The organism is Pyxidicoccus sp. MSG2 (genome assembly GCF_026626705.1).
In the GTDB taxonomy this organism is placed as follows: Bacteria; Myxococcota; Myxococcia; order Myxococcales; family Myxococcaceae; genus Myxococcus.
The window spans coordinates 11,648,804-11,670,164 of the sequence record NZ_JAPNKC010000001.1 but is presented as its reverse complement, the minus strand read 5'-3'; the positions used below and the strand labels follow the sequence as shown (position 1 = coordinate 11,670,164).

Genomic DNA, 21,361 nt, shown 5'->3' with positions numbered 1-21,361 from the left:
GCCCGGGCGTCTTCCTACTGTTTCAGCGCGGCCTCGGTGGCGTGCAGGAGCGCATCCGCGCTCACCGGCGCGCCCGTGGCGTGAATCATCCACTGGTCCGGCGTCACCGCGCCGTAGGTGGCCATCCGCTCGAACTCCGCGCCCAGCGGGCCGTGGGTCCTCAGGTGTTCCTCGATCTGGAACGCGATGAGGTGCCCCAGTGGATAGTCCGGCAGGTAGAGCGGGTAGCTGATCATGTGGCTGTAGATGCCCAGCAGCGGCGTGCCCTCCGCGCCCAGCACCGGCGCGTAGTAGCGGCTCCACACGTCCCGGGAGATGGTCACCACCGCGTCGCGCAGCTCCGCGGGCTTCGCGTCCGGGTGCGCGTACATCCAGTGCCACACGGCCATGTCCACCAGCGCCACGCCGGCAATCTCCCACGTCTGCCAGAAGTCGTTCAGCACGCGCTCACGCTCGGCCGCCGCGTCCGGCTTCCCCAGCCCCAGCAGCTCCAGATCACGCGCCTGGAACACGAAGGCCAGCGCCTCCGTGAAGGCGCTGTTGGGCACGCCCGTGAGCAGCGTGTGGTCCACCGAGTAGAGGCTGAACACCTGCTCCACGTTGTGCCCGAACTCGTGCACCGCGATGTTGTAGCCCTTGTAGTTCATGCCTCCCTTCTCCACGCGCGTGCGCAGGCGCGGGAAGTCGCCCCGCCGCAGCGCCTGCTGCGCATGGCCCGCCCCGCGTGACGCGTCGACCTGGATGCGCGCCGCCAGCCAGCTCGCCTTCTCCCGCGTGAAGCCCAGCCCCTGGAGGATGCGCGGCATGTCCTTCGCGAAGGCCGCCGCCGTGGGGTAGCGCTTGCGCGTCAGCGCATCCAGCTCCGACTCCGGCCGCTTCCCGCCCGGCTTGAAACCCGGGTACCACAAGTCCTGGGGACCCAGCTTCCGCCCCAGCCGCGCCTCGATTTCCTTCGCCACGCGCGGCACCACCGGCGACTCCAGCACCTGTGTGAGCAGCGCCTTCACGCGCTCCTCCGGAATCTCGCGCATCAGCTCGAAGCTGCGCGCAATCCGCGTGGGTGCCACCGGCGAGTACGGGTCCGCCTTGCGCCCCGCCTGGAAGACGGCCAGCAGGTGCGCATAGCGCGTGTCCGGCTCCGGATCCGTATCCGGCTTCGCCTCGCGCGCGGGCGCGTCTTCCTCCACCGTCTCCGGCGGCGCCACCGTCACCGCGTTGGTGAAGGGGTCCCAGTCCAGCCTCGGATTGTCGATGACGGCCGCGGGAATGGTCTGCGTGACGATGCGCTCCATCACCTGGAGGATCATCCGCTGCTTCGCCAGCCCGTTCGGGTCCGTGTAGTCGCCCTTGAGCTCGTCGCGCAGGTTCCAGTGGGTGATGAGCCGCAGCCCCTTCGGGAAGGGCCGGTTCCCCTGCGCATCCACCAGGTGGTGCATCCAGACGTTGTACTCGGCGATGTAGAGGCCGGCCGCGGCGATGACTCGCGAGGACTCCTGCTCGATCTCCGCCGGCACGCGCCGGTTGAAGCGCGACGCCAGCTTCGACTCCGCCCACTGCCGCCGCGTCCACTTCGAGCCCTGCTCCACGCGCTCGGCCAGCGTGGTGAGCGGGAAGTTGAGCAGCACCACGAAGCCCACCTTTGCCCGGAACAGGTCCGAGGTGACGTTGGCGGACGGGTCATACGAGGCCAGCAGCGGCTCCACCGGCAACAGCGGGCCCAGGTCCAGGTCCGAGTACCACTGCAGCTCACGGCCCAGTTCGTTCATGTGGCCGTCGAGCTGTTCGAACAGCCGCTCCAGCCGCGCGAAGGTGGCGTCCAGCGCCTTCGCGTCGGACAGGAACTGCTCGCGGATGAAGGCCGCCGCGTCCCCGTCCTGCTCGCTCCACAGCGCCAGCACCTGGTCCACGCCGCGCTCGATTCGCGCGCGCTGCGCCTCGCCATGCTTCGCGACCAGCTCCGCCTTCAGCGCGGCGACGTCGAACGAGGGAGGCTTCATCGCTGGCTCCTGGGACGACACGGCGGGAGTCGCCGGAGGTGATGGCTGCACGGCGGGCGCATCCGGCACGGGCCGTGGGGTGGAGCAGCCGAGCATGGCCAGCAGGGGCAGCAGGTGGACGCGCGGGGCGCGAGGCTTCTTCGGAGTGGGCACGTTGGGAAGCTCCAGAAACACGAAGGGCCCGACCCTCGACGGGCCGGACCCCCATGATGCATCAGGAAGTCGTTCGAACGACGCCCGACTCAGGCGGCCGCGCGGACGTTCTGCGCCTGCAGGCCCTTGGGGCCGCGGGTGACCTCGAACTCCACCTTCTGGCCCTCGGCCAGGGTGCGGAAGCCATCCATGTTGATGGCGGAGTGGTGGCAGAACACGTCCTCACCACCACCGTCCTGCGTGAGGAAGCCGAAACCCTTCGCATCGTTGAACCACTTCACGGTACCGGTAGCCATTTGCTCTCTTGTTCTTTCGTCACGGACGCGAATATCCGTCGTCCGGTCTGATGAGTGAACCCGCCAGGACCCGCGCAACTTAAGCGCGGGTCCCGGGCGAGTCCACCCGGGAGACTGCTACCAGCCGCACTTCTGGCCCTTGTTCTGCGTCTGGAGCCAGGTGCGCAGCGGGCTGAAGTAGTCCAGCAGCGCGGTGGCATCCATCTGCCGCGTGCCCGTCATGGCCTGGAGCGCGTCCGGCCACGGCTTGCTCGCGCCCAGCTCCAGCATGGCCTGGAGCCGCTTGCCGGCTTCCTTGTTCCCGTAGACGGAGCACTCGTGCAGCGGGCCCTTGTAGCCGGCGGCCTCGCACATCGCCTTGTGGAACTGGAACTGGAGGATGCGCGCGAGGAAGTAGCGCGTGTACGGGACGTTGGCGGGCACGTGGTACTTCGCGCCCGGGTCGAAGTCCTCCTCGGTGCGCGTCACCGGCGCGGCCACGCCCTGGTACTTCTCGCGCAGCGTCCACCAGGACTTGTTGTAGTCCGCCGGCTGGATGCGGCCGGAGAACACCTCCCAGCGCCACTGGTCCACGAGCAGGCCGAACGGCAGGAAGGCCACCTTCTCCAGCGCGTCCTTGAGCTGGAGGTTGATGAGGTTCTTGTCGTTCTTCGGCACCGACTTCAGCAGGCCGATCTGCTGGAGGTACGCGGGGGTGATGCTCAGCGTGAGCGCGTCGCCGATGGCCTCGTGGAAGCCGTCGTTGGCGCCGGACTGATAGAGCACCGGCAGCGTGTAGTAGTACGTGTAGTAGTAGTTGTGGCCCAGCTCGTGGTGGATGGTGATGAGGTCCTCCTCGGTGGGCTTGATGCACATCTTGATGCGCAGGTCGTTCTCGTAGGTGACGTCCCACGCGCTGGCGTGGCAGACGACCTCGCGATCCCGCGGCTTGGTGAACTGCGAGCGCTCGAAGAAGGTCTGCGGCAGCTCCTTGAGGCCCATGGAGGTGAAGAACTTCTCACCCAGCTTCACCATGCGCAGGGGGTCATAGCCCTGCTTCTTCAGCTCGGCGTCCACGTCCAGGCTGGCCTGGCCGGGGAAGGGCTCCACCAGCGGGTAGATGTTGTTCCACTCCTGCGCCCACATGTTGCCAAGCAGGTGCGCGGGGATGGGCCTGCCGGCGGGCACCCTGCTCTCGCCGTACTGCTTCGCGAGGCGGCCGCGCACGTAGCAGTGCAGCTCGTCGTAGAGGGGCTTCACCTGGCCCCACAGGCGCTGGGCCTCCTTCTCGAAGTCGGCGGGCGGCATGTCGTACGCCGAGCGCCAGAGCGTGCCCAGGTCGTTGAAGCCGATGTCCTGCGCGCCCTCGTTGGAGATGGACACCAGGCGCTCGTACAGCGGGCGCATGGGGCGGGAGATGCCGTGCCAGCCCTGCCACGCGTCCAGCAGCTCGTCGTAGTTGCGGCTCTCCGCGAGGACGTCGGACAGCACCTCCAGGTCGCGGCACTTCCCCTTGCCGTCCTTGCCGCAGTACTTGCCCTTGCCGTACATGCCCTCGAGCTTCGCGGCGATGGCGGCCAGCTCCGCGCGCTTCTGCGCGTCCGACGGCGCGGGCAGCGACTGGGACACCTTGAGCAGGTGCAGCATGCGCGCGGAGTCCGCGTCCATCTGCACGCCCTCGAAGCGGCGCGCGCCCTTGATGGCGCCGTTGACGTACGCCAGCACCTCTTCGTTGATGGTGGCGGCGTTCCGCTCGGTGTCGTCGGTGATGTACGTGTTCTTGATCCACTCGGCGGTGGCCTGCTTCGTCCACAGCTTCTTCAGGTCCGCGTTGACCTTCTCGGCGAACTGCTTCGTCTCGTCGGGCGTGGCCTGGGACGTGGCGGCCGCCGGCTGAGCGGCGGCGCCAGCCTGGGAGGCAGCGGCCTGGGGCGCGGACTCGCCGGTGGCCGGGGTCTCACGCGTCACTTGCGAGTCCTGGGCACAGCCCAGGAAGGCGGGCAGCGCCACGGCCGCGAGGACCGTGCGCAGCAGGGGGTGCAGGGAGGTTTTCCGGGTCATGGGGGCGGACCGTAGAAGAACCGCCGCCCGATGACACCCCGAAAGATAGGACTCCGTGGGGAGTCCACCACCCGCCAGTTCTGGCACGGCGCGTCGGCCGCGCCCTCACGGGCGGCAGGCGAGCACTCCGGCTCCACCCTCCCCCGCGCCCATGCCGCGTTACAGCTTCCCTCCATGCTGCTGGGACACACCCAGGACCCGCTCTGGCCCGCCCCCCAGGAGGCGTTGGAGGACGCCCGCCTCTTCCTGCGCGAGCAGTCCGGGCGGCGCGTGCTGGTGGCACCCCACACGGACGTGGACGGCCTCACCTCCGGCGTGCTGGCGCTGCGCGCGCTGGAAGCGGTGGGCGCCCGCCCGCTGGCACGAGTTCCCGGCAAGGGAGAACACGCCCACTCACCGGCCTTCCAGGAACGGCTGCGCACCGGCTCGCACGACGCGCTGGTGGTGCTCGACATGGGCAGTCGCGGAGCGCCCATCATTCCCGAGTTGCCCACGCTCGTGGTGGACCACCACGCGTCCGACGCCTTCCCGCCGGGAGCGCACGTGCTGACCGCGCACGAGCATGAGCCCATCGCCAACAGCAGCCTGCTGACGTACGTGCTGGTGTCTCCGCTGGTGGTGCCCGGGCCGCTGGAGTGGCTGGCGGTGCTGGGCACGGTGGCGGACCTGGGGGCGACGGCGCCGATGCCGTTCCTCAAGGACGCGCTCAAGCGCGCTGGGCGCAAGGCGGTGACGGAGTCCGTGGCGCTGCTGAACGCGGCACGGCGCTCGTCGCGGTTCGCCGCCCCGCAGGCGCTGGAGGTGCTGCTGCGCGCCGGGAGCGCCGCGGACATCGCCGAAGGGCGCGTGCCCGGCGTGGACGTGCTGCACGACTGCCGGCTGGAGGTGCAGCGCGAGGTGGCCCGGTGCGCGAAGACGCCACCGCGCTTCGCGGGCAACGTGGCGCTGCTGCTGTTCAGCTCCGAAGCACAGGTGCACCCGCTGGTCGCCGTGCGCTGGGCGCAGCGGCTGCCGGAGCACATCGTCATCGCCGCCAACGCGGGCTACCTGCCGGGCCGGGTCCACTTCGTCATGCGCAGCCGTGCGCCCGTGGACCTGATTGCCTTCCTGAAGGGGTTGGACCTGCCACCCATGGGCGAGGAGTTCGCCAACGGCCACGCGCGAGCCACGGGAGGCAGCCTGTCGCGGGAGGACTTCGTCCGCTTCGCCGACGCGGCGGGCTTCCGCGGGCTGCGCACCTTCGACGTGGAACGCCGGGGCGTCTTCCCCGGCTGATGCGGTATGACGGAGGCGTGATGCCCCGTCCGCGCCTCCTCATCCCCGCCCTCGTCGCCCTCGTCTCCCTCTCCGCCTGTGACTCCACGGAGCCCGAGCCGGAGCCGACGTCCCCGGGCTGCGAGCAGTTCGACTTCCCCCTGTCCACGCAGACCGCGGCGAGCCACGTCGCCTCGTGCAGCAGCAGCGCGTGCGGATCCGGGGACATTCCGTCGGAGAACCCGCCGCGCTCCGGCTTTCACTGCGGCAGCGTGGCGCGCTGTGGCGTGTACACCGAGTCCATCTCGCGCTGCCTCTACATCCACAACCTGGAGCACGGGCACGCGGTGTTCCTCTACAACTGCCCGGAAGGCTGCCCGGACGAGGTGGCGAAGCTCGAGGCCGCGGCGGCCTCGGTGGCGGCGGGCTCCAATGGCGTCCGTCGCGCGCTGGTGGCGCAGGATCCGCTGCTTCCGAACCGCGTGGCCGCGCTGCTGTGGCGGCGTGCGTACGTGACGGACACCGCGGACCCGGAAGCCCTGCGGTGCCTGCTGGAGCACCAGGACGTTGACGCCCCCGAGCCGGGCCTCGCGTGCCCCGGTCTCTGAGCCGGCATCCTCCAAAGCACACCTGGCCCGACCTCCGCTCAGCGAGGCCCCCCGTCTGACAGCGAACGTCTCCGCGGGCGGATGAATGTCCGCTCGCCCTGCGTCGTCAGGAGCAGGTGTTCGGCCGCGGGCTCATGCGGCAGGCGAGGCGGTTGGAATGTCGGCACCTGCCCCGGCGGGCGGCGTGCGAAGCGCCCGCCGTTTGTAATCCAGGGTGCCATGAGAACGAACCTCCGACGCGCCCTCACGGCGCTGCTGACGCTCTTCGCCGTCGCCTCCGCTCCCGCGCTCGCGCAATCCACGAGTGGCGTGCAGGGGCCCGTCCCCACGGGTCTCCCCAACCGGCTGCTCGTCGGTCTCTTCGAGGAGGCCGGGCAGAGCTGGATGCGTGACAGCGGCGTGCCCTGGGACGTGCGCTACCGGTACTTCACCAAGGGCTGGGTGGATAACTGGGGCTGGGGCCCGTACGACGGCGCCTGGGGTGCGACGTTCATGCAGGAGTCCTTCACCCAGGGCTATGTCGCGGCCCCCGTCTTCTATCAGCTCTTCTCCGAGCCCGGCGGTGGCGAGGGCGAGTCGCTCGCCAAGGTGCAGAACGCCACCACCATGCGCAGCTACTTCAACGACGTGAAGCTGCTGATGCAGCGCGCGAAGGAGCACGGCAAGCCCGTGCTCGTGCTCATCGAGCCGGACGCCTTCGGCCTGCTCCAGTTCCAGACGAACTCGAATCCCAACGCGTACGCCGCGGTGGCGGCCACCGGCCTGCCCGAGCTGGCGAGCCTCCCCAACACCGTCGCGGGCTGGGGCCAGGCGTTCCTCCAGATGCGCAAGGCCGTGGGCGCCAACAACGTCATCCTCGGCATCCACGTGTCCGCGTGGGCCAGCGGCAAGGACATCTCCTGCTGCTCGGTGACGGACCCGCTCCAGCCCGAGGTGGACAAGGTCGTCAACTTCCTCAAGCCGATGGGCCTGGGGCCCAACACCACCGGCGCCACCTACGACGTGCTCGTGGGAGATCCACTCGACCGCGACGCGGACTTCTACAGGCTGACGCGCGGGCAGGAGGTCTGGTGGGACGCGAGCGACCTCGCCTCCATCTCCTCGCGCTCCTTCAATCGCTACGCGGAGTGGCTGCGGTTGTTCAACGCGGCCTCCGGCAAGCGATGGGTGCTGTGGCAGATTCCGCTCGGCAACGCCAACCACCGCAACATCAACAACGATGGGTCGGCGCGCGCGGGCTACCGCGACAACCGGACGGAGTACTTCTTCGGGACGCTGGGAGATCTGCACCGGAGGAAGTTCGCCAACTCGGGTGTCATCGCCCTGCTCTTCGGCGCGGGCGCCGGCGGGCAGAGCTCGTACCAGAATGACCAGGGCACGGATGGGCAGCTGTACATCCGCGGCCGCGCCGGGAGCTTCCTGGCGGCCGGTGGCCTGACGCTTCCTGCCGTGGGTACCACCCTGCCCCTTCCGGGCGGCGGGACGGACGGTGGCACTCCGGGCGGAACGGATGCGGGCACCGGAGGTACCGATGCGGGCACGCGGGATGGTGGCACCGATGGCGGCACCGACGCGGGGACTGGCGACGGTGGCACCGGAGGCACCGACGCGGGCACCCGGGGAGACGGCGGCACCGACGCGGGCACCGGTGGCGGCACCGACGCGGGCACCGGGGGTGGCACGACGCGCGGCTACGGCTTCGAGTCCGGCACCGATCAGTGGGCCGCATCCGGTGGCCAGCTCAAGCCGGTGAGCTCCACCACGACGCGCGCCTATTCGGGAACGCGCTCGCTCGCGGTGCCCTTCAGCGGCACGTCCGGCACCGGAATGGCGGTGGTCACCAATGCGTCCGTCCCTCGCGGAGCGACTGTCTCGTTCCGCGTGTGGATTCCCTCGGGCAGCCGCATCACCGCCATCCAGCCCTTCGCGCTGGAAGGGGCCGCGGGTGGCTGGCGCTACACCGGGAAGTGGACGGGCATCGCCAGCCTCAAGACCAATGCCTGGAACACCGTGACGCTGACGCTGCCGTCCGCGAGCACCACGCCGCTGTTCCAGCTGGGCGTGGAGTTCACAACCAGCGGGAGCTGGACCGGCACGGCGTACCTCGACGGCATCGCCTGGTAGTCCCCGCCGAGGCCGAGCCCCTGTCCCTCTTCGACCGAGGGACAGGGTAGCTTCAGGAGCCCTGCCCGAGACCGCCGTAAGTCCCTCGAGTACCGGGCGGCACCGGAGGCGGCGAACTCGGCAATAACGGTGGCGCCAAGAAGCTGGAGGGCTCCAAGCCCGGTGCCGCCGTGCTCCGGCACAAGGTAGTCGCCCGGTGGATTCATGGTGAGTGGCCGCAGCCCTGACAGCGATTGAGTTGGGCTGAGCGGGTTGCGCGTTGGGATGGCGCGCCCTGCCGCGCATTCCGATGCGTCCCTATGTGCCCAGGCCGCATCCCTCGTTCCGGTCCGGTGTGAGGTCCAAGCGCGCACCAGGGGCTGGGGCTGCCTTCACGACTGGCGTACTGGACGTGACTGCCACGCCCGCCACTCCGCTGCTCAGCCACCCTCGCGGGTCCGACTGTCGGCCTCCCAGAGTCCGGCCCCCTGCGGCCCTGGAGTCAAGAACACGCACTGCCTCTGGCGACCTTCGACAACCCTGTAGGAGGCAGCACGCACGCGGACTGTGGAAGGGCCACAACGCATCGGCCTGTCACCTTCGCGTCGGACCGGGAGGGGATGCTCTGTCCCCTCCCCACCTCGCTTGAGGGCTTATCCATGAGACGTGCATGCGCGTGAAGCCATCTGGGGCCGTGCTGCTGTGGCTGGTGTTCCTGCTGCAACCAGGTCGGGCAGCGTCGGAGGTGCCGCGCGAGGAGGAAGGCACGGAAGGGACTGCCGCCACCGTGCCGCCCAATGCAGGGGTGAATCCGCCTACCCTCGTACCCAACTCCCGCTGGGGCTACCTGATAAGGCTGGAGGTCGGAACGCTGGCACTGATGCCCCGGAAGGGCGCGGGCGAAGACGCCGGGTATTTGCAGATGGCGCCCCTGCTGGTGGCGGAACAGGGCGAGGATTTCGGCGTCAATCTGGGTGCGCCGCTGCGGGTGCGGCTGTGGGGCGGGGACGGCGGCTGGGTGCGGCGGGAAGACTGGGACAGCCTCTCGGACTTCGGGCAGGTGGTGCGAGCCCTCAAGCTGGGCTCCGACAACGCGCCGCTGGGTATCTGGGTGGGAGCGTTGGAGCGCTACAGCCTCCTCTCCGCGCATCTGGTGCGGCGCTACTCCAACCGGACGAATCCCGACTACCACCCAGCGGGCGCCTTGCTCACCGGATGGGCGGCGCCCCTTTATGTGGAAGCCTTCACCTCGGACGTACTGGGCGCGCGCCTCGCGGGCGCCGAAGTCGAAGTGGACATGGAGCACGTCCTCTTCGGCCGACCGAAGCAGCGCCAGCGCTACACGCTTTCACTCTCCGCCGTGCAGGAGTGGGGCAAGGCCGGAGGCACCTCGCCCGCGCTGACGCTGGCGCACCTGGACGCCGCGGCGGTGGTGCTGGTGCGCCCGGGCTACGAGCTGCATGTCCTGGCGGGCTGGGGTGGCAGACCGGGCGTGGGCGGCGCCTGGGGCGCGGTGGCGGGCGTGGGCGCGGACTCGCACACCCCTACGCGGGCCATGACCTTGCGACTGGAAGCGCGACGGCAACACGGCGGCTTCCGTCAGGGCTTCTTCGGCCCTGACTACGAGCTGGGGCGCTTCCTGGCGGCGGGCGCTGCCGCTGTGCCGCTGGCCTCCGCGCCCTTCCCGGACGGCTATTCAGCGTATGGAGAGGCGGCGGTGGCCTGGGACGCGGAGGCGCTAGGGGGCGTGCTGCAACGCCACCTGGACTTCAGCCTGGGCGCAGAAGCCTTTACCTGGGGCCGGGTGGACGTGGACGGGCGCGCGGCGGTGCAGCTCTTCCACCGACGCCTGGAAGTAGCGGTGGAGGGACTGGCGGTGGGCGTGGGGCAGCCGGGGCCTCGCTATCTCCTCTCCGGTGAGGCTCGCTGGCGCTTCGCCTGGAGGCTCTACGTGCTGGCCACAGGCGGCACGCTGCTGTTTCCGGAGACTGGGGGCACGCTGCGCCCGGGTGCATTCGCGTCCTTCGGTTTGGGGGTGGACCATGCCCGCTAAGGCCCTGCTGCTGGGCGTGGTGCTGCTGGCCACCGGCTGCGCCTCGTTGCCTCCGCCCTCCGGCCGTGCGGGCCTGATGATTCCGCGCCAGCTCGCCACCGCGCCGCCCGTGCTGAGTGAGGAGCGCGGCCCCCTCGCCTCTTCACCCCTGCCTGGCACAGCGGCCGGTGAAGAGGTGCGCGGCCGTCACCGCCGCCCGGTGCGCCTGCCCGCAACGGCGGTGCTCACTTTCAGCGCGGAGGAGCGGACACGGCGCGCGGTGGAGCTGGGCCTGTTGGACGTGGACGCCTTCGGGGCGCTGCTGGTGCAGGCGGGCCTGGAGGACACGAACGCCCTGCCTCCGCGAGACGGGCCACTCACGCCCGGCGCGGCGGAACGACTGCTGGGGCTTCTGGGGCAACGCCCTGTGACGCTGGGCACCTTTCCGCCGCGCATGGCCGCCGGCCACCTCTTGCGCGAGGTGTTGGAGGGCGGCGAAGTCCCACGCGGAGAGCTGCTGCGCCGGGTGGAGCGCTTCACGCTGGTGGCGGTGCTGCGACCGGACGGCTGCCTCGCCTGGACGCGCAGCGGGCGCACCCAGCAGCGCGTGGGCCCGATGGAGTGGAGAGAAGGTGCCCTGCGCGCGGGCCCCTTCGAACTGGGCCACTTCTACTCCGGCCGAGGCGGAGCCTTCCGTGCCCTGGACGCGCGGTTGGGGGAGGCGGACGGGGGCGTGTTGGCGGAGGTCTACGACGACGCGGATTACCTCTCCCGCACGCTGGACGGCGCCGAGGAGGCGTTCGTGGGACTGGCCGAGGCCGTGGGCCAGCTCCTCACCAACCACCCCGCCGACACCCTCGCGGCGCTGAGCCGGTTGCCCTCGGGATTGGCCGCGCTGATAGCCAGCTCGCCCGAGTACCTAGAGCGCTTCCGCTACATGACGGAGGGCGAACAGGTGCAGGAAGCTTCCAAGCTGCTCACCAACCTGATTGCCACCTGGGGTGCTGCATCGGCCACCACGCGCACGCTGACGAGCGCGCTGGCGGGCGCTGAGGCCACCGTTCCTGTGTTGTCGCTCACGGCCGAAGGCGCGCTGGTGCTGGAGCGCGTCGCGGTGCCGGTGGGCCGGGCGGCGGCGGTGCTGGGCGGCGGGCCCGGGGCCGCCGTCATCCTCCACCGCACCAACACGGCGGCCAAGGCCCCCGCGCCCTCCAGCGGCCCGGGTAGATGGGGACCGGCGAAGGAATCCATGAAGCCTCGCTCCCGCGCCTACCAGGAGCAGATTACGGGGCACTCCGCCGATGATGCCTATTGGGTCGGCGGCATGAGCGCGAAGGAAGGAGGCGTGAAGTTCGACGGCTTCAAGAACGACGTGCTACTGGAGGCCAAGGGCCCCGGCTATGCGAAGTTCTTTGACGGATTGAGTCCCAAGGAATGGTTCAAACCTTCCGGAGCGAGGGCACTCATCGAGCAGGCAAGGCGACAGGCAAAGAAGGTTGAAGGCATGGGACTCCACATTGAGTGGCATGTGGCCGAAGCCGATGCGGCCAAGGCCATCCGGAAGCTCCTGGCAGATGCTGAAATCGAAGGCGTGAACGTTGTCCACACCCCAGCCCAATGAGGAGCACAGCGCGTGAGCGACAAGCCTGACCCGGAAACCTACTACGCGGGTGCCTATTGGGGGCCGCGAAAGGAATCCGCCGAGGAATGCGCCCGACGCACGGCGCACTTCCTCACCTTGCTGGCTCCGGCCGACCCCTCCCTCGCGCAGTGGTACAAGCCCGCTCGCAGACTCAAGGATGCACGGAAGCATCCGCTCATGCCGCCCGACCTGCCCACGCTCACCGAGTGTTTCCGGCGGGGTGTCAATCGAGAGAGGGGGGGACCCGTCTTCGAAGACCTGGGCCTCAGCTTTTGGTTCGGCACCGGTGAGGGCGCGGACCTTCGCATCACCTGCGGCGACTACGCAGGGAGCAGCCCGAACCACTGTGTGCTGGACCTTCCCGATCGAGGGTCGAACGCAGACCGGGTACTCACAACTCCCGTGCTGACCCATGTGGTGCGCAGCATGGCCGTGGCCTGGGAACCAGATTGGGCTGTAGCGATGTCGCGGGATTACCGGGAAACCTTTGCTGAACCGAGGCGAGGCGGCACGTTCGTAGGCTGGGTGACGTACCTGTCGCGGCGCCGGGGTGTAGTGCCGCCGCTGCCCGCGCCCGCACGCATTGAACTCGTGGAGGACCGGGGGACGCTCCTGGTCCTCACACCCGAACGCCTTACCGCGAGCAACCCCGCCCACGTCGAGTCAGGCCAGCGGGTGCGCGAGCTACTGGACCGTGCTGGGCTCATGCAGCCTGTCATCCCCAAGTGACGGGACCCAATGCGCCCCACGCCCGCTGTGCACGGGACGAGGCTCCATTGTTACAGCTTTCGAGTCCGCCGGGCTGACCACCGCTGGACGCGACTCCACTCCGATGACTATTGCAACCATGTTAGAAGCCGCGGCATGCGAACCCGCACCCCCGCTTTCTTGCTGACCCTGGCACTGGCGCTCACCGGATGTTCGTCGGAGCCTTCCACCCCTCCCGATGAGACGCCTGCCGTGGAGCGCGGCCCGAAGGCCATTGCGCTCGATGGCGACCCCAATGGCCTGTTCTGGGACGCGGCCGGCAAGACGCTCTACATCGCGGACGACCAGAACCACCGCATCCTCAAGTACCGCGATGGCGAAGGCGTCTCACTCGCCGTGGCCCTGCCGGACGCGCCCGCCAACAGCCCCAACCTGGGCGAGCTGGTGCGCCTGGAGGATGGCACCATCGTCACCGTGCGCTTCGGCTTCGGCACGGCAGGCGCCGTCCTCTTCGCCCGCCCGGACGGCACCACCGGCACCGTGCCGGGACTCCCCACCAACCGTCGTCGCATCGGCCTGACGGTGACCTCGGACGGTCGCATCCTGGACTCGTACTTCGTGCGCAACAGCAACGTGAATGTGGGCTCGGTGGCCCAGGTCGGGCTGGATGGCACCGAGCAGGAGTTGGTGGGCGCACTGCAGAAGCCCGTGGGAGTGCTCGCCGTCGGCGACACGCTCTACATCGCCGACCAGGTGGCCGGGAAGGTGTACCGCTCTCCGCTGGCGCGTCCGGCGGAGCTGCAGACGCTCGCCACCCTCACCGAGCCGGACCTGCTCGCGCTGGGGCCCAACGGAGTGCTGCTCACCGGCACCCGTCAGGGCACCGTCATTGGCATCACCACCAGCAACGGGGAGACCAGCGTCCTGGCGAGCGGCTTCCAGCAGGTGCGTGGCACCGCCTACGACGCCGCCAACCGCCGCCTCTTCATCGCGGACCACGACGGGGACGAGACCAACGGCACCACCCACTTCCTGCAAATCATCCCGGTGGAGTGAATGCGACACACATGGCTCGTGGTGATGGTGGGACTGGCCGGCGCGCCAGCCCTGGCGGACGACGCATGGGTGAGGCCCACGCTGGTCGGTGAGGTGGACTGGCGCCAGCATGTCTCCGAGGTGGAAGGCTTCGACGGCGTCACGCTGGCGCGGCTGCGCCTCGGCGTGCGGGCGCAACCCGTTCCGTGGTTGCTGGCGGTGGGTGCGGCGGAGTGGGCCCAGGAGAAGCCTGCCCTGGTGGATGCGTACGTCGCGGTGAACCTGGCCCGAAGCCTGCGCCTGTCCATGGGTTACGCGAAGACGCCGCTGTTCATCAGCGCGCATGACGAGAACATCGAGGCCCGGCCCATTCCGGAGCTATCCGAGGTGGCACAGTCCTTCTGGCCACGCAGGGACCTGGGGCTGGAGGCGCGGTGGGCACCCGAGGGGTTGCCGCTGGAGACCTGGGTGCGCGTGGGCAACGGCTCGCGCAGCCCCCTGGGCAACGACAACAGCCATCCCGCCCTGGATGCCAGGGCGGACGGGCGGTGGGGACGCGCCGACGGAGTGGCGGGCGCCTTCTGGGGCGTGCGCGCGGGCGCGGGCGTCCATGTGGAGAGCGCCTTCGACCGCGCGGGCATTGGCGGGACGGGGCCCCAGGGCTTCGTCTTCTACCGCCCTCCTCCGGTGACCGGCCCGCGCACGGTGGTGGAGGCCCATGCCCGCGTCGACGCGGGCCCGGTGCGGGTCCTGGTGGAGGCCGCCTCCGCCTGGGAACGGCGCTCGCGCGACACGGACGGCAATCCAGAGACACCCCGCGAGGCCCTGCCCACGCTCGAGAGCCAGGGCGCCTCCCTGGAAGTCTCCTGGGTGGTGGTGGGTCAGCCGCGTGACGACGGACCACGCTGGCCCCAGCCCCGCGAGGGCGCCGACAGCATGGAGGCGCTGAAGGCCGGGCAGGTGCCCCAAGGAGCGGTGGAGGTGGCCGCGCGCGTGGAGCGGTTGTGGCTCGGCCGTGGCGCCGAGGACGTCCAACGCGGCGGCACCACCGGCGGCGCGGTGGCGGTGCGCTGGTGGGCCACGTCCTTCTTCGGCCTGGGTGCCGCGGGCTACGTGCAGCGCTATGACACCGCGCCCCTGGAGGAGCCCGACCGGCGCACCTCCTGGCTCGCCCTGGCGCGTGCCACCGTGAGCTTCCACTGACGCACTCACCGTCTGCGCGGAGGACGCGGGCCTGGGCCCTGCCGTTCCGGGGACAGCCGCTGGGCCGCGTCCTCGCGCGCGACGTCCACGAAGGCCCTGAGCGCGGGGGACACCTGGGCCCGGCTGGGGAAGTACAGGAACAGGCCCGCCACATGGGCCGCGTAGGGCTCGAGGACCACGCGCAGGGCGCCTCGCCGCAGCTCGGCCTCCAGGACCGGCTCGCACACGTAGGCGAGTCCCATGCCCGCCTCGGCCATGTCGCGAATCAGCTCCCCGTTATTGGTGGCAATCGGCCCGCGCACCGGGATGCGCCAGCTCTGCTTCCCGCGCTCCAGCTCCCACTGGTAGTTCCCTCCCGTCGTCTCCGAGCGGATGCAGATGCAGTCATGCGCCAGCAGGTCCTTCGGCGTCTCCGGAGTCCCCTTCCGTTCCAGGTACGCGGGTGACGCGACCACGACGAACCGGCACGCTCCGTACAGCCGCACCTGGACCATGTCGCGCTCGATGGACTCGTCCATGCGGATGCCCGCATCGAGCCCCTCCGCCACGATGTCCACGAACCGGTTCTGGACGTTGACCTCCACCTCCATCTTCGGGTGACGCGCCAGCAGCCGGGGCAACAGCGGCTTGATGATGAAGGGCACCGCGATGGACGGGACCGAGAGCCGGACCCTGCCCGTGACTTCCCCCGGCCGGACCGAGGCCGTCTTCAGCGCCTCGAGCGCCTGGTCCACCCCCGGCCCCGCGTTCTCCAGCAGCCGGCGCCCCGCGTCCGTCAGCGCCACGCTGCGAGAGGTCCGGGTGAGCAGGGCGACGCCCAGACGCTCCTCCAGTTGGCGAACGGACTGGCTCAGCGCCGACGCCGACACGCCGAGCTCCACCGCGGCCGCGGTGAAGTTGCGCCGGCGAGCGACCTCCAGGAAGGCATTCAGGGCATTCAGGGGCGTATAGGCCATCGTGAAGAATTCCTAAACGACCCATGCGAATCCCGCCAGTTTCGGATGGCCCTCCCGGCGCGCATATCACGGAGCCGTTCACGAACCGATTCACACCGCCCTGAGGGAGTACCCCATGCTGAAGACCCATGCCTATGCCGCCGCCGCTGCCGGACAGCCGCTGGCGCCGTACTCGTTCGAGCAGCGCGAGCCCGGTCCCCATGACGTGCTCATCGACATCCTCTACACCGGCGTCTGCCACTCCGACATCCACCAGGCCCGCGACGAGTGGGGCGGCTCCATCTTCCCCATGGTGCCGGGCCACGAAATCATCGGCCGCGTCCGGCAGGTCGGCGCGCACGTCAAGAAGCTCAAGGTGGGCGACATGGCGGGCGTCGGCTGCCTGGTGGACTCGTGCCGCGACTGCCAGCCCTGCCGCGAGGACCTGGAGCAGTTCTGCGAGAAGGGCCCCGCCGTCACCTACAACGGCACGCAGATGGACCGGAAGACGCCGACCCACGGCGGCTACGCGACGCAGATTGTCGTCGCCGAGCGCTTCGCGCTGAAGGTCCCCGCGGGCCTCGACCCCGCCGCCGCCGCGCCGCTGCTGTGCGCCGGCATCACCACCTACTCGCCGCTGCGCCAGTGGAACTGCAAGAAGGGTGACCGCGTGGGCGTCGTCGGCCTCGGTGGGCTGGGCCACATGGCGGTGAAGCTCGCCGCGTCCATGGGCGCCGAGGTGACGGTGCTCAGCACGTCGCGCTCGAAGGAGGCCGACGCCCGCCGGCTGGGCGCGAAGGGCTTCGAGGTGACGAAGGAGGAAGGGACCTTCAAGAAGCTGAAGGGCCACTTCGACCTCATCATCGACACCATCTCCGCCCCGCACGACTACAACCAGTACCTGTCGATGCTGCGCCCCAAGGGCGCCATGGTGCTCGTCGGCGTCCCTCCCGAGCAGACCCCTGTCGCCGCGTTCGCCCTCATCGGCGGAAACAAGAAGCTGGCCGGCTCCATGATCGGCGGCCTCGCCGAGACGCAGGAGATGCTGGACTACTGCGCCCAGCACCAGATCGTCTCCGACATCGAGCTCATCCCCATCCAGAAGATCAACGAGGCCTATGAGCGCATGATCAAAAGCGACGTGCGCTACCGCTTCGTCATCGACATCGCGTCCCTCCACAGCGCCGCCGCGCGCTAAGGCCGCCGGGCAGTGCGCCGTCCAGCCACGAACATTTCGGGGGAGTCTGCTGAGACCGCCCCTCCTTCCGGCTGAACAAGGAAGACGGACTAATCAGTGAACCCAACCGGGATAAGCCGCTCAAAATTCACGTTCGTCCACACTTCCAGGGTTCGCTGGCCGGCATCGCCCCGAAGGGCATGACGGAATCATGGCAGAACCATGACAGACGCAGCGTCTACCCTCCAAATAGCGTCGATTCGACCGCAACGCGGAGGGAGCACGCATGCTGGAGTCACAACAGAGACGGGCGGAGTTCCTCGGTCACCGGTGGCACCGCTGTCTCCCAGCACGGAAACCCGTGCTCCACCGCCAACCGAAGCTCCCCCCTGGCGAGCCAGTACAGGCGCCATCCCTGGATCAACGGGGCCGGGAGCGGACGGAGCAGCAACTGAAGCGCCTCCAGAAGCGGCTCCTGGGACACTTCAGGTGCGCACGAAGGCGCTCGCGTCGGGCAAACCGCTCCCCGAGGTATCAACGCCCAAGGTTGTGAGAACGCCCGAGAAGATGTCGGGCTCGTTCGACGTCACCTTGCCCGGCTGAGCGACGCCGGTGCGAGGGTCGAAGCCGTAGGTCAACGTGCTGAGCGGGTCGACCCCGCCCAGCACGGTGTTGCCCCGGAGCATCGGCGACAGCATCACGAAGCCGTTGTTCAGATCATGCCCGGTGCCGAACTCCGTCGCGTCGGGAGTGCGGGGGCGCGTGCGTCCGAAGTCGGTGGCCACGTAGATGAGCGTGCGATCCCACAGGCTCTCCCCCGTCGTCTCGTCGAAGGGCTCCGCCTGGAGCAGGTCGATGAGCCTGTCCACCACGCCCAGGACGCGGGCCCACATGAAGGCCTGGCCCGTGCGGTGGTCGTTGTGGCTGAAGTCGAAGGCGAGCGGCGGGTTGGCGATGCCGTCATCACCGCCCACGGCCACGTTGAACGTGGGGCCCAGCGTCACCGTCACCGACACGCGGTACTTGATCAGCAGGAACGCCAGCGCCGCCTGCCCCTCCACCGGATCCGTGAAGTAGTTCGGGAACACCGCGCGCAGCCGCGCGCCCTCGGGTGAGCTCGCCAGACCGTACTCCGAGAGCGGAATCCGCGGCGGCAGGTTCGGCAGCACGTTGAGTCGGTTGATGAGGTCCTGCACCTCCAGCGCCGGCTGCCCCACGCCGCGCTGCTCGTTCCACCGGCGCAGGGCCGCCGCGTCCGCGAAGGTCTGCCCGAAGATGGACTTCGCATCCAGCGCGTCCCGCGTCTGCCGGGCCAGGGCCACCACGTCCCGCGAGGGCACGTCCTTCAGTCCCTTGCTCCCGTCGAGCCCCAGGGGCCAGAGCGATGGATCAGTCACCACCTCTCCGAAGCAGTGGTTGGGCAGCGACGCATCCGTCCCCCGCTCGGCGTAGCCACCCACGCCCATGTTCACGTTGGGGATGGGGAAGCCCGCGCCGTACTGGAGGGCCACGCACTCCTGCAGCGTCCGGCCGCGCCAGGCCGCGTTGCCGGTGAGGCTCCGCTTCTGCGCGAGGACGTGATTCACCGACGTGCCCACCGACGTGGCCACCAGCATCGAGTCCCGGTGCTTGCGCACGAAGGGAAGCTGGTCCGTGTTCACCGGCACGTTGATGCTGCCCAGCTTCGGGCTGCTCACCTTGACGGCGCGGAACGGAGAGCCCTCCACGCCCTGCACCTGCGCGTCCGGGAAGGTGTTGAGCCGCGAGGCCTGCGCTCCCGCCTCCGAGGCGCGCACCGCGAGCAGGCTGTCGATGATGGAGGCCCCGCCCGCCGCCCCCACGACGATGAGGAAGCGGGGCTTGCCGTCCAGCCGGGACTGACGCACGCCCCCGCGCTGCTCGAGGACTTCCGGCGTGTCGAGCGCGTCCCGGCACCCCGTCAGCAGCGGACCCAGCACCGCCGAGCCCGCGGCGCACATCGACAGCGCCTTCATGAGTTCCCGGCGCGAGAGCCGGCCATCCTTGCGCAGTGACATGGTGTGTTCCCTCAGAAGAAGACGGACTCGGCGGAGGAGAGGACGGCGAAGCAGGCCGCGGTCATCCAGTCCCGGCCCGGAGTGGGACTGCCCGTGGCCTCCACGCTGGCGGCGAGCTGGAGGAGCGCTTCCACCTCGGCCTCCGTGGGGTCTCTCAGCAGCCCTCGCTGATAGAGCGAGGTGATGGCGTTGCGCACCGGCGCACCGTCCCGGCCCACCAGCCGCCCCTGCGCGTCCAGGGTGATGCCCGTGAAGATGACCGCGCTCGACGGAGTGCCGACGTCCAGGCCCACCCGCCGCGCGCAGGCCGACAGCGCCACGCGGTCCACTGCGATGGGCGTCGTGACTCCGGTGGCTGGCAGCGGCTCGTAGAGCCCGCTGTTGTACGGCTCCACGCCGCCCAGCGTGACGCCGTGCACGGTGGCGCAGGGGTACTGCCCCAGTTCCTTGCAGACCGCGTCCACGGGCAGCGCGAGCGCCGCCGCGAAGTCGAGCGTCAGTCGCTCGGGCCCCTTGAAGCGCAGGTTGTTGCGCGACGAGCGCGCCAGGGCCGAGGACGCGCCTCCGTCCGCCTGTCCGTCGACGGGCGAGCCGGCATCCACCACCCGGGCGTCGGGCTGCTCCGAGCAGGCGGCGAGGACGCACACGGTGGAGAGCAACCACACGCGAAGGGATTCAGGGCGCACCGTAGGCCTCCGTGCGAATCACGTCATGGAGCATGCGCTGCACGCTGTAGCCGTGCGTGTCCTTGAAGCGCCGCCAGGTGGCGACGAACTCGGCGTTCTCCTCGGCCGTGGGCGCGTGGCCGACGAGCAGCTTCCAGTAGTCGGTGACGGCGGAGATGGCGAAGGCGTCGCTGTCCGCGCCCACCTCCGCCCATTCGCGCAGGTCGCGCACCGGCCGGCCGAAGAGGTACCCGGCCTCGGGGGTCTGCGTAATCGTCGGGGAGACGTCGCTGAAGAACAGCTCGAGGCGGTTGGGGACGTAGCGCGCCGAGGCCGCGCCCGCGATGCCGTTGTAGTTCCGGAAGGGGTAGCTCAGCGGATCCAACGTCGCATGGCAGGCGGCGCACGCCGGTGCCTGCACGCCCTTGGCGTCGTAGTCCCGAGGCTCCCCGGGGATGCTGTGGAGTCCCTCCTGCTTCGCGATGTCGAGCCCCAGGTACGCGCGGTAGCTCTGCGCGGCGGCGTTGCGCGGCAGCGCGGTGAACATGACGAAGGAGATGAGGCTCCACGCGGAGGTGAGATTGCCCGCGCGGCGCGAGGCCTCGACGGACTGCGACGGGAGCGACTCCACCCGCGTATAGCGCGTGGGCTGCGTCTGCCGGCGCACGAAGTACCTGGCCGTCATCACCTCGCGCGCGTCGTGGTCGTCGAGCTGCGCGTACGCGTAGAGCGCGTAGTCGTCGTAGTAGTCCGCGAGGGGAATCGCGCCACGGTCCTCCCCTTCCTTCAGCGAGCCCACCGGCCGGATCTTCGGGTGCGCGAGCTTCCAGAGCTGCCCGTTCTTCCCGCGCCAGAACTCGGTGGTGGTGCAGCGGTCCACTTCGGAGTCGAGGAGCGCCTGCTGGCCTTCAGCGCCCAGCGCGGCGAAGGCCTTGAGCTGCGCGTACGTGGGCGACAGCCCACAGAAGTCGAGCAGCACGCGCCGATACGCGAAACGCGCGTCGTAGCGGCACACGTCGTACTGGGGGTTCTGCCCCGGCCCGCAGCCGCCCGTGTCGACAGGCCGGCTGGATGGGTCCGCCGGCAGGGTGCCCCGCTGGACTTCCTCCAGGTTGGACACGCCGTCCCCGTCTGCGTCCTCCGCCTCCACGGCCCGGAGCGCCGCGGGCAGCGCCAGGGAGAAGTCCCCGTCGGAGAGCGGGCGCGCCGCGCCGGGCGCCAGGTGGGGCTCCAGCGAGGCCCCATAGATGTTCCGCTGGGGCGGCGAGGTATGGCAGAGAGTGCACGCCGGCTGCTGGCCGATGCAGGCGGGCGCGGAGGGATAGGTGGCGCAGAAGCCGCCCGGCCCTGGAGGCTTTGCCAGCACTTCCCCTGACAGGCAGACTGCCGCCCCCAGTATGAGTCGTCGAAGCACGAGACCTCCTCGTGGGCGCGATGCGCCGGTCATCCGTATGGACACAGGAACACCCCCAGCACG

General features: G+C 69.8%; 16 protein-coding genes. 9 read left to right on the top strand and 7 right to left on the bottom strand.

The window, feature by feature from the left end:
* Positions 1-14: 14 nt before the first annotated feature.
* From OV427_RS44930 to OV427_RS44920, 3 genes are all read right to left on the bottom strand, one after another.
* Entirely contained in the window at positions 15-1,997 is a 1,983-nt protein-coding gene (locus OV427_RS44930) for a hypothetical protein (RefSeq protein WP_420718386.1), read from the bottom strand.
* 242 nt (positions 1,998-2,239) lie between these two features.
* Positions 2,240-2,446 (bottom strand): cold-shock protein, encoded by a 207-nt coding sequence (locus OV427_RS44925; RefSeq protein ID WP_267862397.1) that lies wholly within the window; start codon positions 2,444-2,446, stop codon positions 2,240-2,242.
* A 117-nt stretch (positions 2,447-2,563) separates the two neighbouring features.
* Complete coding sequence (locus tag OV427_RS44920) at positions 2,564-4,486, bottom strand: M2 family metallopeptidase (protein WP_267862396.1); 1,923 nt, start codon at positions 4,484-4,486, stop codon at positions 2,564-2,566.
* Between the two features lie 30 nt (positions 4,487-4,516).
* Between OV427_RS44920 and OV427_RS44915 the strand changes: the two genes are divergently transcribed.
* From OV427_RS44915 to OV427_RS44880, 8 genes are all read left to right on the top strand, one after another.
* The gene (locus OV427_RS44915; RefSeq protein ID WP_267862395.1) at positions 4,517-5,761 is read left to right on the top strand and encodes a hypothetical protein; all 1,245 of its coding nucleotides are present in this window, start codon (positions 4,517-4,519) and stop codon (positions 5,759-5,761) included.
* Positions 5,762-5,781: 20 nt separating this feature from the next.
* Entirely contained in the window at positions 5,782-6,348 is a 567-nt protein-coding gene (locus OV427_RS44910; protein ID WP_267862394.1) for a DUF3105 domain-containing protein, read from the top strand.
* Between the two features lie 219 nt (positions 6,349-6,567).
* Positions 6,568-8,472 carry a hypothetical protein gene (locus OV427_RS44905; protein WP_267862393.1) on the top strand — a complete coding sequence of 635 codons (1,905 nt, stop codon included), beginning with the start codon at positions 6,568-6,570 and terminating at the stop codon, positions 8,470-8,472.
* Positions 8,473-9,121: 649 nt separating this feature from the next.
* Complete coding sequence (locus tag OV427_RS44900) at positions 9,122-10,504, top strand: hypothetical protein (protein ID WP_267862392.1); 1,383 nt, start codon at positions 9,122-9,124, stop codon at positions 10,502-10,504.
* Entirely contained in the window at positions 10,494-12,104 is a 1,611-nt protein-coding gene (locus OV427_RS44895) for a Tox-REase-5 domain-containing protein (RefSeq protein WP_267862391.1), read from the top strand. The genes OV427_RS44900 and OV427_RS44895 overlap by 11 nt, the downstream gene beginning before the upstream one ends.
* 12 nt (positions 12,105-12,116) lie before the next feature.
* Positions 12,117-12,854, top strand: a complete 738-nt coding sequence (locus OV427_RS44890; RefSeq protein ID WP_267862390.1) for an immunity 52 family protein — start codon at positions 12,117-12,119, stop codon at positions 12,852-12,854.
* 135 nt (positions 12,855-12,989) lie between these two features.
* A complete protein-coding gene (locus OV427_RS44885) occupies positions 12,990-13,889 on the top strand; it encodes a hypothetical protein (protein WP_267862389.1) in 900 nt (299 codons plus the stop codon).
* A complete protein-coding gene (locus OV427_RS44880) occupies positions 13,890-15,071 on the top strand; it encodes a hypothetical protein (RefSeq protein WP_267862388.1) in 1,182 nt (393 codons plus the stop codon).
* 5 nt (positions 15,072-15,076) lie between these two features.
* Here the strand turns inward: OV427_RS44880 and OV427_RS44875 are convergent, their stop codons facing one another.
* On the bottom strand, positions 15,077-16,027 hold the full coding sequence (locus OV427_RS44875) for a LysR family transcriptional regulator (protein ID WP_267862387.1): 951 nt from the start codon (positions 16,025-16,027) through the stop codon (positions 15,077-15,079).
* A gap of 115 nt (positions 16,028-16,142) precedes the next feature.
* Between OV427_RS44875 and OV427_RS44870 the strand changes: the two genes are divergently transcribed.
* On the top strand, positions 16,143-17,204 hold the full coding sequence (locus OV427_RS44870) for an NAD(P)-dependent alcohol dehydrogenase (RefSeq protein ID WP_267862386.1): 1,062 nt from the start codon (positions 16,143-16,145) through the stop codon (positions 17,202-17,204).
* Between the two features lie 464 nt (positions 17,205-17,668).
* On the opposite strand, the gene OV427_RS44865 is transcribed toward OV427_RS44870, so the two are convergent.
* Genes OV427_RS44865 through OV427_RS44855 form a run of 3 tightly spaced genes read right to left on the bottom strand, consistent with a single transcriptional unit; the run spans position 17,669 to position 21,298 of the window.
* The gene (locus tag OV427_RS44865; RefSeq protein WP_267862385.1) at positions 17,669-19,219 is read right to left on the bottom strand and encodes a hypothetical protein; all 1,551 of its coding nucleotides are present in this window, start codon (positions 19,217-19,219) and stop codon (positions 17,669-17,671) included.
* 11 nt (positions 19,220-19,230) lie between these two features.
* Complete coding sequence (locus OV427_RS44860) at positions 19,231-19,905, bottom strand: hypothetical protein (protein WP_267862384.1); 675 nt, start codon at positions 19,903-19,905, stop codon at positions 19,231-19,233.
* Positions 19,895-21,298 (bottom strand): hypothetical protein, encoded by a 1,404-nt coding sequence (locus OV427_RS44855; protein WP_267862383.1) that lies wholly within the window; start codon positions 21,296-21,298, stop codon positions 19,895-19,897. Before OV427_RS44855 ends, OV427_RS44860 begins: the two co-directional genes overlap by 11 nt.
* Positions 21,299-21,361 lie beyond the last annotated feature (63 nt).

Excerpts from the sequence above, each read along its gene's own strand:
- OV427_RS44865 (WP_267862385.1), bottom strand. The coding sequence starts at position 19,219 with ATGTCACTGCGCAAGGATGGCCGGCTCTCGCGCCGGGAACTCATGAAG.
- OV427_RS44915 (WP_267862395.1), top strand. The coding sequence starts at position 4,517 with ATGACACCCCGAAAGATAGGACTCCGTGGGGAGTCCACCACCCGCCAG.
- OV427_RS44905 (WP_267862393.1), top strand. The coding sequence starts at position 6,568 with ATGAGAACGAACCTCCGACGCGCCCTCACGGCGCTGCTGACGCTCTTC.
- OV427_RS44885 (WP_267862389.1), top strand. The coding sequence starts at position 12,990 with ATGCGAACCCGCACCCCCGCTTTCTTGCTGACCCTGGCACTGGCGCTC.
- OV427_RS44895 (WP_267862391.1), top strand. The coding sequence starts at position 10,494 with ATGCCCGCTAAGGCCCTGCTGCTGGGCGTGGTGCTGCTGGCCACCGGC.
- OV427_RS44930 (WP_420718386.1), bottom strand. The coding sequence starts at position 1,997 with ATGAAGCCTCCCTCGTTCGACGTCGCCGCGCTGAAGGCGGAGCTGGTC.
- OV427_RS44900 (WP_267862392.1), top strand. The coding sequence starts at position 9,122 with ATGCGCGTGAAGCCATCTGGGGCCGTGCTGCTGTGGCTGGTGTTCCTG.
- OV427_RS44910 (WP_267862394.1), top strand. The coding sequence starts at position 5,782 with ATGCCCCGTCCGCGCCTCCTCATCCCCGCCCTCGTCGCCCTCGTCTCC.
- OV427_RS44870 (WP_267862386.1), top strand. The coding sequence starts at position 16,143 with ATGCTGAAGACCCATGCCTATGCCGCCGCCGCTGCCGGACAGCCGCTG.
- OV427_RS44925 (WP_267862397.1), bottom strand. The coding sequence starts at position 2,446 with ATGGCTACCGGTACCGTGAAGTGGTTCAACGATGCGAAGGGTTTCGGC.
- OV427_RS44880 (WP_267862388.1), top strand. The coding sequence starts at position 13,890 with ATGCGACACACATGGCTCGTGGTGATGGTGGGACTGGCCGGCGCGCCA.
- OV427_RS44875 (WP_267862387.1), bottom strand. The coding sequence starts at position 16,027 with ATGGCCTATACGCCCCTGAATGCCCTGAATGCCTTCCTGGAGGTCGCT.
- OV427_RS44920 (WP_267862396.1), bottom strand. The coding sequence starts at position 4,486 with ATGACCCGGAAAACCTCCCTGCACCCCCTGCTGCGCACGGTCCTCGCG.